The organism is Tenacibaculum profundi, assembly GCF_052050075.1.
In the GTDB taxonomy this organism is placed as follows: domain Bacteria; phylum Bacteroidota; class Bacteroidia; order Flavobacteriales; family Flavobacteriaceae; genus Polaribacter.
Genome location: NZ_CP197225.1, coordinates 1,505,207 through 1,519,048, shown reverse-complemented (window position 1 = coordinate 1,519,048; position 13,842 = coordinate 1,505,207). Strand labels below are relative to the sequence as shown.

8 protein-coding genes are annotated in these 13,842 nt (G+C 28.9%); 4 read left to right on the top strand and 4 right to left on the bottom strand.

The window, feature by feature from the left end:
* The first annotated feature begins 79 nt into the window (after positions 1-79).
* The 4 genes from ACSIGE_RS06160 (at position 80) to ACSIGE_RS06145 (ending at position 2,919) form a co-directional block, all read left to right on the top strand.
* Positions 80-1,015 (top strand): hypothetical protein, encoded by a 936-nt coding sequence (locus ACSIGE_RS06160; protein WP_440881896.1) that lies wholly within the window; start codon positions 80-82, stop codon positions 1,013-1,015.
* A gap of 404 nt (positions 1,016-1,419) precedes the next feature.
* On the top strand, positions 1,420-2,040 hold the full coding sequence (locus ACSIGE_RS06155) for a response regulator (RefSeq protein WP_440881895.1): 621 nt from the start codon (positions 1,420-1,422) through the stop codon (positions 2,038-2,040).
* Positions 2,041-2,096: 56 nt separating this feature from the next.
* A complete protein-coding gene (locus ACSIGE_RS06150; RefSeq protein ID WP_440881894.1) occupies positions 2,097-2,264 on the top strand; it encodes a hypothetical protein in 168 nt (55 codons plus the stop codon).
* Positions 2,265-2,379: 115 nt separating this feature from the next.
* The gene (locus tag ACSIGE_RS06145) at positions 2,380-2,919 is read left to right on the top strand and encodes a hypothetical protein (RefSeq protein WP_440881893.1); all 540 of its coding nucleotides are present in this window, start codon (positions 2,380-2,382) and stop codon (positions 2,917-2,919) included.
* Between the two features lie 656 nt (positions 2,920-3,575).
* Here the strand turns inward: ACSIGE_RS06145 and ACSIGE_RS06140 are convergent.
* The 4 genes from ACSIGE_RS06140 to ACSIGE_RS06125 form a co-directional block, all read right to left on the bottom strand.
* The gene (locus tag ACSIGE_RS06140) at positions 3,576-4,049 is read right to left on the bottom strand and encodes a hypothetical protein (RefSeq protein ID WP_440881892.1); all 474 of its coding nucleotides are present in this window, start codon (positions 4,047-4,049) and stop codon (positions 3,576-3,578) included.
* A gap of 162 nt (positions 4,050-4,211) precedes the next feature.
* The gene (locus ACSIGE_RS06135; RefSeq protein WP_440881891.1) at positions 4,212-10,574 is read right to left on the bottom strand and encodes an alpha-2-macroglobulin family protein; all 6,363 of its coding nucleotides are present in this window, start codon (positions 10,572-10,574) and stop codon (positions 4,212-4,214) included.
* Between the two features lie 245 nt (positions 10,575-10,819).
* Positions 10,820-12,874, bottom strand: coding sequence for an OmpA family protein (locus tag ACSIGE_RS06130; protein WP_440881890.1), 2,055 nt, complete (start codon positions 12,872-12,874; stop codon positions 10,820-10,822).
* 11 nt (positions 12,875-12,885) lie between these two features.
* On the bottom strand, positions 12,886-13,842 hold the full coding sequence (locus ACSIGE_RS06125; RefSeq protein ID WP_440881889.1) for a PorP/SprF family type IX secretion system membrane protein: 957 nt from the start codon (positions 13,840-13,842) through the stop codon (positions 12,886-12,888).

The window sequence follows — 13,842 nt, the reverse complement described above, 5'->3', positions numbered from 1 at the left end:
CTAATTACTTTTTGTTTTATTCATGAATGGAGGAACATGTTCTTTAAAAACATAATCAATAAAATCATAAATCGAACAAATGAATAAATTACACTTTTTACTACTACTAATTTTCCCTTTAACTTTATTTTGCCAAATAGAACACAGTACCTATGTGCCTATAGATCCTTTGCCAGTAAGACTAATTGTTGATAAGAATTATGAATATACAAATAAAGATGTCCTTGAGCAGCTTCCAGATGAAACAGCAAAATTTGCTTCAAGAGATTTAAGCAAAAGTATTGATGGTGGGTATATAAGCTTTATTGCAACCTCAAGCAAAGATAACAGGTATGAAGTTATTTTTGATTGGATTAAATATAGTGCAGTGAATGCTTTGGTTATTAAAGAGGGAAAAGCTGAGTTAATAGTTCAGCCAGAAGATTTTTTTAAAACACATTCTCTTCAAGATTTAAACGGAGATGTTTGGCTGCATAAGAATGATTCTCTAATTAATTCAATATCTAAAAAAATACCTTATGATGGAGATATTATTAAGGTTATTATGGGGGTTGGTGTTAGGATGATTGCGAAAATAAAAACAAAAAAGAAAAACGTAAAGATAACAGATGTTTTTGGATTAGGTATCGCGGCTTCAAATAACCAAATAGAAGGAAGTATAGAAATAAATACTCTTGGTATAACTGGAGAGTCTGTAACCTCCTTGATACCACTACCTACAGAGATCAACAAAGGATCTATTCAAAATTTGTTGTCAAATGTAGCAGCAGTTAGAGAAAAAATTTACACTATCGAAAAAAATAAAGAAGATTTTTTGAAGGTAATGATTACTCCAAGGGTTATTGGATACCAGAATCTTTCGTCAACAAAATATACTTTAAATCAAATTTCATCTTATTTGTACAAATCTATTCCATATATGATTATTAACGATAAATCTTTTCATAATTCATTTAAAAAAAATAAAGAAGAGAAAAATAGGGTAGTAAGTGAAGGGCTTAAGATGACAGATTAAAATTTCTACAATAAATATGTAAAATAGTATTGTTTTATTTTTCTACAATAGAAAAACATTTTATGTTTTGTTTTTAATGGAATAATTTTTTTGTTTAGCCGTATTCTATGACTACAGAAAAGAGATAATTATTTGAAAGTAATAAGCTTTTTTAAAAGTTTATCCTAAAATTTATAATAAAGAATTTTGCATTGCAATATCTAATATTAAAATCTTTTTATTTTCTTAATCACTACTAAATACATATAAGTAATTCTTCTAAGAAGGTTATTTGTTTAAAATAATTATAAGTAATTTTACTGAACAAAAAATACGGAAACCCGTATAAAATTTAGCTGTTTTTATACCTAAAACGTTTAGATGGCTTATTTTTTATCTTATAATTTTGTTAAGTAACTGAATTTATGAAAAGAATTAGAGTTCATATTGCAGAAGACCATGATGTTGTCAAAGACGGAATCCTATCACTTTTGAAAAATGTCAATATAGATACTGTAGGTTGTACTAAAAATGGTGTTGACTGTATCGAGTGGTTTCAAACGAATGTAGCAGATGTATTGATACTAGATATTGATATGCCTGAATTGGATGGAGTTGGTGTTTTAAAAAAGCTTAAAGAAAGAAATATAGATGTTAAGACTTTGATTTTATCTTGTCATTCAGAAGATATTTTTATAAAAGAATCTTTTAAACATGGAGCTTTAGGCTATATATTGAAAGATGATTTGAGCTATGATTTGTCTGAAGTTATTAGAATCATAAATAATGGAGAAACATTTTATTCTGAAGGGGTTAATCAAAATCTTTTATTGGAGGCACAAGATGAATTGGCTTTGTTAGATGGATTAACCCCAACTGAAGTAGAAGTGCTCGCTAATTTAGGTTATGAAGGATGTTACGTTAAAAACAAAACGATTAAAACCAGTACTTTAAGGGTTCATTTGTTAAATATTAGAAGAAAACTAAACTTAAAAACGAATGCGGGCCTGGCAAAGTTTGCTTTATTAATACAGAATAATAGATAATAAATACTGAAATTGTTTAATTCGTAATTTTATAGGTTAATTTAATCTATAAAATCATGAAATATTTAAATTTATTAGCATTATTAATCTTTGTTTTTGTATTAACATCTTGTACTGATAATACTGAAGAAAATGTCAAAATCATCGAAGACCAACAGTCGATCACTAAAGACGACTACGACAGAGATGGAGATGGAGGGTATTCCCCAACGAACCAAGATTAAAAATGTATTAATTTATTTTATTGCAATAATATTTTCATTAATATATTTTGTACACGCTTTTTTACCTCACCGCAGCGAGGCGTATTTATCAGCTTTAAATAGTCATAAAAAAGAAATGGCTAAACGCGCTAAAATAAGATCAGAAGTTGTAGAGCTATCAAAAGGGACTCCTCTTTATGAAGAGTACTTAAAACAAAAGAAAATCACAGATAAGGCTTGGAATATTTTCTTAAAAGCTCAAAAAGAAGAGAGAGTTTTTGGGTTTAAAAGTTTTAGAGTCTTTATTGAAATTTTCTGGTATAGCGTAATAGTTCTAATTTTTGCTGTCTATTTCTTAGTTCGATCATTTTATTTTGATTATGAAAATGTTGGTGTTAAGGTTGTTTGCGGAAGTGTGATTTCAATTGCCGTTTTTAAATTATATTGGTTGTTTCAAAAGTTTCAAGATTTAAGTCCTATAGCTTATGTTTTTGTTTCCGTTATAACAGCATTTTTTATTGTGATGGGGATCTATTTATTAACAAAACGAAAAGAACTTTACGTTGATAAAATGAATAGGAATCTCATGATATTGGGAGAGAAAGCACTTGTCAATTCGAGACCAGAGAAGCGCAGTGAAATGCTTGAATTTATTAAGCAATTATTTAAAAAATAAACCCTTCTCTTTATTTTTTTAAGAGGTGTTTTTTATACCTCTAGGGTATGTTTTGCCTAAAAAAACAGACTTTTATAAAACTTATTTATATTTCATTTGATATTATTTTTAAAATAAAAAAGAGCTCTTTTACAGAACTCTTTCTATGACAACTTGGGTTTAGAGGGAATTAATTTTCTAGGGTTTACATTCGTATTTAAAGTAAATTTAAAAAGTTACTTACTGTTGTGTCTTGTTTTTAGGTATTTGACTAATTTTCTTCTTTGAAACCCTATTATCTATCGATGAGTGGTTTTTGAATTTTATAAATAAGACTTTTCAGAAGGAGTTATGATTAATTTTATTTAAAGGATAGTATGATTTTATAATTAGTTGCATTATTTAAAGAAGGTATTATAAAAAAGAGCCCTTATAAATGGACTCTTTTAATATTAAGGGGAAATAAATATTGGAAGGGGGAACAAATTTTATTAATTGTTGTTTTACTCTAACAAAGGTACTTTAATAATCTCTTTTGAATCTTGATTTTAGTCGACTCGTATTAATAAGGCTTTGAAATATAATTATCTGTAGATGAGTGGTTTTTTGTGTTTATATAAACATAAAAAACCTTTAAGTATGCTTAAAGGTTTTCGAATAAAAAAGATTTTTTTATGTTAAAATTGATAACGTATTGATAGTCCAAAATCGGATTCGAAACCATCATAGCTATTGCTAAAACCTAATTCTGGTCTAAAATCTAATGAAATTAACAGAGGAATATCAAAATTATATTCAATACCCAAAACGCCTGCACCAAAAATAAAAGTATCTGAATTATTGGTGACTTTTGTTTTCCAGTTACCTAATCCGCCACCAACACCAGCAAACCAATTGAAACGATTTTCAAGTTGCCATATCCATTGATATAAGCCAGCGACTTTGAAAGCACTGTATGAATCATTACCTCTAATGCCAAGATCGATTTCAAGACGATTATTATGGCTTAGTTTTCTTTGATAAGATAATTCACCTCCAAATCCATTATTTTCTCCAAATCGAATACCTATTGCATTTTTAGACATTTCTTGGGCGTTAATATTGGGTACTAGTAGCATTGTAAAACTAAAGAATAATAGCAGTTTTTTCATGTTTTTAAAGTTTAATAGTTTTATTTATAGGTTTTTAGATGTAAATAATATAAAATAGATATTATTTTATATACAATTCAACGAAGGAACTACAAGTAAATTGCATTCAATAAGAAATAACATCTTTTTTTATCTTTCGATCAAATACTACTTAAACTCTATTTACTTTTTTATTGAAATAGTACTACCATTAGAATGGCTCGTATATTCAGGAGCGTACATATTTTGTATACTCGTTATACCGTTACTAAATTCACCAGCATTATTTGCTCTAATATCATATTCAAAAACGTAAGACCCTTTGGGTAAGTTGCTAAAAAAGAAATCAGTGGAAGCGTTTTTGGTACTCTGATAGTATCCTAAACCATCTTGCCATTTATACTCTGAAAGTACTGAAACCGGTTCAACACCACTAGCTCGCATATCTTTCATGTGAATAAACTGCATATCTCTATCTGAATAAAGTTCTATTCTAACTGTTAATAAATCACCAACTTTAATGATTGTGTTTTTAGTAATCTCAATTAACTGCTTTCCTTCATTGGTATTTATTTTTTTAAATACTTTCTTTGTCAATTCTAATGGGGTTTTAGCCTTTGTAATTTTATTTAAGTCTTCGAAATACTGCCAATACAAGCCCCCCCATGCAACAGTGCTACCTTTTGAGCTAAGTGTAACACTTCCCATATTTTTTTTAATAGCTTTCGCTTTCCAAGATGTTTTATAATAACCTGATCCTGCTTCAAGCTTAATTTCAGGTTTTTCTTTGGGGTCTATTATTTTGTTTCCAATTTTTACATTAACCATTTCCATTGATGGAAGCCACTGGCTACCTTGTAATAATAGAGAATAAATAGCTTCTGTAGTTGCTTTTGTAGTTTCCCATCTATTTATCTGTTTGTTTTTCAGAAGCCAAATTTTAAGATTGTCAATTGTTTTTGTATCGTTTTCTATTTCAGAAAAAGCTTCAATTAATAATGCTTGAGTTTCAATAGGTGCCTGATACCAACCCCAGCCAGATTTATTGGACTTCCAATACATTCCCATTTCATCAGAGCTAATACTTTGTTCTTTTAACGATTTAAGTATTTTATTAGCTATTTCTTTTTTATCGTAACGATAATTTATTATGGCCATCAGCCCTTGGCTATATAGGTCAGTTTTTTTCCAAAACTCTGATGCTTGTTTCGTGTAAAATGAAATTGCTTTTTTTGTTTCTGAATTAATATCTAAATCGTTATAAAAGCTGCGCATGTATATATAATGTAAAATAAAATTATTGAGATGGTTTTTTAGTAAGTATTTCTTGTACTCTTTTTCGCCATCTTTTTCTTTTATTTTTAAGGCTTTCTCAATTAACTCGTTATGTATAGAAACTATTTCTTTGTCAAGAAAGACAATCGATTTTTGAATAATATCATTAGCCATATTGTCAAAATTTGAAATACCTAGTTTTTTCAAGTGTCCAAATCCGCTAGCAATATGAAGAGTTATATTTATGTTAGGAGAGTAACTTCCTTTAAACCAAGGGAAACCGCCATTGCTAAACTGCATGTCGTTCAATTTACGAAGTGCTGATTTTTGTTCGCTATGTTGCTTGTTCATGTCAAATAATAATGCAATTCGTTTTTTCTGCTCGGTTTCAGATAAGGCATCACGTAACCAAGGAGTTTCTTGAATGATTAATGATTTTAGTTCTTGATTTTTTTCAAGATTACTTATTAGTGCATCCGATGATTTCCATTGATTAAAAACTTGTTGAATTCTGGGATTAGAATTAGCAATGTAATTAGCCAATATATTAGCATAGTATCTAGAAAATAGCTGTTCGCTAGATTCATTTGAAGATTCCATAAGATACGGAAGCGCTTGAACTGCATACCAAGCTGGATTTGAGGTAACTTCAAGTGTTAGTTGATGATTTTTTAAACTTGCAGATGTGTAGTTTTTAAGTTTACTTAAATGAAACGTTTTGCTTTCTTTTGATCTAACCCACATAGGTAGACTTTCTGTTACCAAAATTCTGTTTGATAGTACGGGTAGGATATTTTGTTCACCATCAGAGAAATTATCTGCTTTAGCTAATATTTTATATTGTATTGCGTTGACTGTCTCAGGAACGTATAAATTCCAAGAGACTTCTGTGTTTTCATTTTTATTAACTAAAAAAGATTTTTCTTGTGCTGAATCTTTAATTATATCAATTTCTTTTCCAGAAATAGGATCAATTAAAATGAGTTTTGCTACACCATCTAAATTTTTCTCTGATAAATTAGAAATTTTAGCGCTAATTTTAATTTTATCTCCATGGCGCAAAAATCTTGGAGCATTTGGGGTAATCATTAATTCCTTTTGCGTTATTGCTTCAAGGGTTTCAACAGAAGAGTTTAGTTCTTTGTTATGCGTTAATAATTGCAGTTTCCAATTGGTCAATGCTTCTGGTACAGTAAAACTAAATGAAACATTTCCTTTGGGATCAGTAATTAAGTGCGGATAGAAGAAAGCTGTTTCCTTCAAGTTAGTTCTTGTTTCTATCGTGCTGAAATTGTTTTTAAATTTAATAGTATTTTCTTGTTTAGAATCGGACTCAACATTTAATACTGTTTCAGGTTCAGTCTCTATATTATCTTGAATGGCCATACTTTCGCTCATTCTCGCCATTCTTCTTACGGGAGCATTTCTGTTTATTCCATAATTTGAAGGATTCGTTTCTATTGGGTTTTCACTAGCTTTCAATGTTACAATCATTTCACTGAAATCTGTCACTTGTTTTTTAAAAGGTTCCATGCCTATAAAATCGAAAAGCAACAAGTCATTTTTATTTACGTTTAGTGTGAATTTTCCTTGAGAGTCTGTTTTTGTTCCATAGTTAGTCCCTTTGATAATTACTGATACACCTGATAAAGGTCCTGATTCATCTTTTACAACTCCTGATAGTTGTTTTTCAAAGTTGCTTTTCTGAAATTTTATGTTTCTTACATATTCTTTTTGAGCCCATTGTTGACTATTTAAGCTTAACCCAAACCAATTGTATTTGGTATAGAGAGGTTTATAGTTAATTGGTATTTCTCTATTTTGATTTACAACATTAAAGTTTGTATTACCAAAACTAATCCCCGCACTTACATCATTAAATGACCGATAAATTGGTTTTTGTATTGGAGAAAAATTCCATTGATGAGGTTTAAAAGCATCTAAAGAAGCATCATACATTCCAGCTAATAATTCTGCTGCCACTTTTTCTTTTTTATTACCTTGAATAGTGAAACTCCATGTTTCCTTTTTTCCAGGCTGTAATTTATTTCTAAAGGTATTCGTTATAATTTCTAAGTCAGTTTTAGGGTAAGGTACTAGAATATTAATATTTCCCTTTTCAAAGGTATTGTGGTTGACAAAATACCATTTTACACCAAAGCCACCGAGGTCACTTTTATTTACAGGAATCAATATTTTTTTTTGTCCCTTATTCAAGTGAATACGATGTTTTGAGAAGACTTTATGTTTTTTTTCTATAAGAAGAACTAAGCTAATATCCGAAGCATTACTACTTACATTAATAACAGCAGTATCACCAATTTTATACTCTTTTTTATCTGTAGAAACTGAAATTAATTGTTGATCAAAAGGTAGTTTATCTTTAGTAGAGAAAACTGTAAAATACTGTTTAGCTTTAACTGTTTGGCCAAATTTATCTTTTGTATTTAACGTTACTAAATACTTGCCTGAAGTCCATCTTTTTATTCCTTTTACAATTAATTCGCTTTTTATTGCTGTGTTAAAGTCAGAAGAGAAAACTTTGGTGCTTTTTTTCCAGTTTAAAAAATTATCTTCATTGGTATAAGCCTCATTTGGGTATTTAGATTTGAATTCGGCTTCAGGAATTTCTTGAAAATCTGGTGCTTTCCAAGGTCGTTTTCGTAAAATTCTATTTGGTGATTTTAGTTTATAAATTTCTATTAGACCAGTATTTTCAACATTTTCGTCGTTGAGGTTTTTAGTTGAAATAATTAATTTTATTTCATTATCTAGTTTATTAATGTTACTGGGGATTTCAATATCGGCTACTAAAGCGTGATATCCTGCTTTTACCTCGTATATAGCGCTTCTTGTTTCACCATTAATATCGGTAACATCTGCTGTGACTTCATACGTAAAAATCGGAAGTGTTTCTTTACTTACACTATCATCAGGGCTAGCATTAAAGTTAATACTAAAATTTCCTGATTCATCTGTAACAGTTTTTCCTTGAGTAATTTCTTTTGGACTTGAATTTAAAAATGGATTGTATGAATACCACCACCTAGGATAGATAATTTTTCTATGTACCCTGTAAACTACTTTTGCACCTGAAATAGGAGGACCTGAAAAAGACTCTGCAAACCCTTTGATGGTAATATTATCATTTACTTTGATGGTTTCTGTTACAGGTTTGAATTCTGCCTTAAATTTTGGACGCTTGTATTCTTCTACAGTAACATAAGTACTTGTTTTTCTATCTTCAAAAGAAGATTCAATTATAAATTGACCAGTCAATCCTGAGCTAGGAATAATAAAGTTTGAAGAAAATGACCCAAACTCATTTGTTTTAATTTTAAGTTCTTTTAGCGTTTGGTAATTAGGATCTTTTAGGTGTATTGAAACAATCTCATTACTTTTAATTTTCGCGTTTTTTTTGTTGCTTTCCAATAAAATTCCTTTAAAATAAATTGTTTGGCTTGGTTTATAAATACTTCTGTCAGTGAATAAAAAAGTTTTAATATTTGGACGATTTGTATTGTTGTAATTTTCATATTTTGGATTGATATTAAACCCAGAAAAAATAGCTTGATCATTTTTATAGTTGATAGTAGCGGTAACATTAGGGTAATATTGATCGATTGCATTAAAAGTAAATTCGCCGTTTTTATCAGTTACAAAATTTTTATCGATGGAAGCATTGTAATGTTTTCTTGTTTGATTTGAAAGATTGACTTTAGCGTTTACGATAGCAGCCCCGTTATTTCTATCAACAATTTGATAGTTGTGTTCCTTTAGCTGATTTAAGATAATAGCAATATCTGTTACTTGAATATTAGTGTAAGCAAATGTTACATTTTTATTAAAACTCTGCTCAGGGATTGCTAAAATTATATAGCTACCAGATTTCAATTTTGGAACTCCAATTTCAATTGTATGTTCTTGATAATCATTTACTGATTTGAGTGTAGATTTCCACTCTTTAACCTTTGAAAGTTTTTTAATAAAGCTATATTGCTTCTGAGAGTTATAGATCTTTTTTAGTTGATCGTTTTCTTTTGAAGTAATTTTATGAATTGAAAAGCTTAGGTCTGAGATATTTTTATATTTAACTAGAATTTTTGAATATTTTAAAACAGGAATATGTTTTTCTGAGGTAATATTTAGCTTTTTATTTTCAATATTTGATTTCAAAAAACCGCATTTTTTTGCACCTAAACTTTCAGGGAATTTTTCAATAACTTCACTACAGATATTTAATGCTTTTTTGTTTTTGAATTGATTAGCCGTATTTTTTGTAGGCTTATATGTTTTAGCTAATTCATTATATATTTTCGCAATTTCATACGCATATAAGCCCATGACTTTTTTGTCTTTAAATAGTTCTTTTGAAGACTTCAGTATTTTAATAAGTAATTCTTGCTTATTGTTATATATAGCATGTTTATTAACGAAAGATAACCGCTCTATATCATAGTTAGCTAATGCTAATAGATTATTTCTTTTTAAGTGTAGTTGAATTAGTTTTTGATAAATTTTTAAACTATTAAATTGAAGAGATAAACTGTCAACTGATTTAAGAGTCATTTTAGAGAAATCAAGATAATTGTCAAGATATTGCTTGCTGTTTATCTTAAACTCATAAGTAGGTTTTGAAATTGTAGTCTCAGAAGTTTTGTAAAAGTCTAATGAATTGTATGCAAGGAAATCAAATAAGGTTGGTTGTAAAGATTTAGTATCCTTAGTCATTTGTAGGATGTCTGAAAAATCATTAATATTAATGTTTTGTAGTTTATTTGAGTTCTTTAAAGAAGATTGGAAATACCAGCGTATTTGACTAAATAAGGTAGTTAAATCCCAAGTCCTAAAGTCATTTTTATTTACTTTTATTTTTGTTTGAGTTCTATTGTAAAACTTCCACCTGTTTTGATTAAAATATTGCCAGTATAAATTAGCTAAAATATTTTCAAGTATGTTTTTTGTAGGAAAGCTACTTGATTTTATATTTTCTTTAAATTGATTTATGATTTTAAGTTGCGCATTCTCTTCTAGAGTTAACGAAAATTTACTTTTGTAGAGTAAGCTTTTAATTAATTGAGAGGTATTGTTTTGTTTCTGTGCTTCTTTGTAAATTTGATCTACTAATTTTAGTGCGGATTTAGGAAGATTTTCGGCTTCTAATCTATAAATATCATCCCAAGACTTTTTAAAATCTTTTTGAGCATTTATAGAGGTTGAGAATAAAAAAATCATTGTTAAAATATAGATTAGTCTTCTTAGCTGTTTCATTTCTTTACATTTTTATACATTTGAATATCAATGCGAACTATACAAATGATATTAAACAAAGTAAGTAATTATTTCTGGATAGTTATTTTATAAACGAGTAAAAATCAGTTTCTGTATAATAAATATGTATTCTTATTTGGTATACAAAACAATAAGTGAGCCAAAGAGGCTCACTAGATATAGTTAATTAGTTAAAATGAATAGTTTTTATAAAGCAAAACAATATTTTATTAAGAATCTATAAGTTAGTATATTCTCTTAATTACGAATTCACACCTCCTGTTTAATTCATGTTCTTCTTCAGAACAAGCTTCTTCCGTTTTACATTGTATAACAGGTTTTTCTTCACCGTAACCAATAGCAATTATTCTCTCTGGATCAATTCCTTGATCAATAAGATAAAGTCTTACTGAATTCGCTCTTTTTTGAGATAAATCTTTATTATATTTTGAATTTCCACGCATATCAGAATGTGTACCTATTTCCACAATCATTGCAGGATATTTTTTCATTAAATCAATAACTACTTTTGAAGCTTTTTTAGAGTCTCTTCTCATATACCAAAGTTTATAATCGAAATTTACCTCAGGTGTTTTAATGAGTAGTATGCTATCTTGTTTTTTTATATTATCTTCTTTTGTTATTGTCGTTTCAATTTTTTCTTTCTTATCGATTTCAAGTTGTAACGCTTTCTTTAATCTTAAATCGTGCTCTTTCTGCAATTGTAACGCAAGAGCAGCTTTTTTTTCTTTTTCTTGTATAAGAATTGATTTTAAAGCTAAAGAGGCATCGTTGTTTTTTTTACGTTCGTTTTTTAATGAAAGTTTTGCTGTTTTCTTTATGTATTTTTCTTTAGATGCAGTTATTAAATAAGAGGTGTTACATTTAGCATTAAATTTAAAGCGTCCCAGATTATTACTAGTAGATTGAACAATAATTTTATTGTTACTACTGAGTGTCACCGTTGCATTGGAAAGAGGTTTTTTAGTATCAATATCAGTAATTACACCTGATATATATTGAGCACAATCTTCAATAATAAGAGGCTTTTCCTCTTTTATTTCGTAAATATCATCATTTCCTTTACCTGTTGGACGATTTGATGAAAAATATCCTATTTTAGAGATTGGATCAATAAAAAATGAAAAATCATCGTACCCTGAATTAATGGGTAAGCCTATATTGTCAGGTTTTGATGCGGTATAATTATTTAATTTTACTGTAAATACGTCCATTCCTCCAAAGCTAGGATGTCCATTAGAAGAGAAATATAGGTTATTATTACTATCAACATATGGGAATTGTTCTTTTTTGTTCGTATTTATTTGAGGTCCTAAATTTTTAGGAGTACCAAGTCGTTCATTAGTTAATAAAGCTACTTTATAAATGTCAAAAGATCCATAACCTCCAGGCATATCGGACGCAAAATACAATGTTTTTTCATCAGGACTCAAAGTTGGATGTTCTGTAGAATAGTTAACACTGTTTATAGGTAAAGAAGTTATTTCACTCCATTTTCCGTTTATAAATTTAGCTTTAAATATTTGAACATGCGTTATTTTATTCTTGTCTTTTTTACGTTTACCGTTTGAATAATTATTTCTAGTAAAATATGCTGTTTTTCCATCACGGGTAATAATAATATTTGATTCATGCAGCTTACTATTCACTTCAGTAGAGAAAGAATATATTTCCGATAAGTTTTTTAATGAAGTTTTATATATATCTAGATACTGATCTCCTGTCCAACCATATTTTTTTTGCACACCATCTTGGGGTTTCCTTGGAGAAGCAAATAGCAAGGTATCTCCTTTTCGAAAAGCACCAAATTCTGATTGTTTGGTGTTAATTTCTAAGTTTTTTATAGAAAATCGATTACCTATTGCTTTTACATTTTCTAAATATTTTATTGATTTTTCTAATGTTGCAAGTTTAGTTGTATCGTTGTCTCTATAGTATCTTTTTAGAATGTTATAGGATTTTAAATATTCATTTTGAGATTTGAGTGTTTCAGCATACCTAAAATAGGTAACTTCATCTAATAAACTAGCATAATTATTTACTAAATACTTGTAGTACTTTGAAGCACTACCATATTGAGCAACATAAAAATAAGCGTCTGCGATGTTTTTTAAAGCGTTGAAATTGTAATTATTGTTTAATGACTTTTCATAAAGAGGTATGGCCTCGCTAAAGTGAGATCTACTGAAGTATTTGTTTGCCCTTACAAGGTCTCTATCAATCTGCGCATTGATACAAGTCATGTAAAATATGGTTGAAATGAATAAAATCTTGTTCATGATAAATTTTTTTAGAAAAATCTTGGGGATTTATCAAATCCTTTTTTAAATCCAAAAGTGTCTAAATCAAAAAGAATAAATACCTCATGGCTTCCTGAATTAAAGTTACTTAAGTTTGATGTTGTAAAATCATAAGCATATCCAAAAGACAAGTTATTAGTAGCTCGAAGATTTAACATAATACTAAAAGAATCATTAGCTCTATAAGATAACCCACCTTCAAAACGATTATTAAAAAGGGCGTTCAAAGAAGTGTCGATAACAAACGGAGATCCCTTTACACTTTTTATTAAGAAAGAGGGTTTTAGTTTTATTTTGTCAGTTAACTGATAGACGTATCCAGCGTTTAAGAAAATATGAATTTCTTCACCACCGATGCTTCTTAGACCATTTTTTTCCTGTATGTGTTTTGCATTTATTAAATTGGGTATAGCTAAGCCAATGAAATATTTATTGGTGAAATAAAAGGCTCCGAGACCAAAGCTAGGAAGAATCGAATTTTGATTAATAAAAGCAATATCGTTCGAGAGAAAACCATTAACAAAGTCGTCATCAGGAAACTTAAAATCATTAAAGTTAGTAGCTAAACTTGTGAAACCTGCTTTTAGCCCTAATGAGAGTTGATGTTTATCATTTATTTTTAAAACATAGGCAAAATCAGTATAAAAATTGGTTTCTTTTAAAGTTCCATCACCTATGTTATCACTTATTAAAGAGAAGCCGATTTCTATTTTTTTTGATAAAGGACTATGAGCAAAAAAGGTATAGGTTTTGGGAGCTCCAATAACATTAACCCACTGCGATCTATGCATGAAGCCTAAATTAATAACGCCTAATTCATTAGTAGCGTAGGCAGGGTTAAACACACTCTGATTTAATGTATATTGCGTGTATTGTGGGTCTTGCTGTGCTCTTATTGTACCAATGGCACTTAAAATTACAGTGATCAAAAATATAAACTTTTTCAT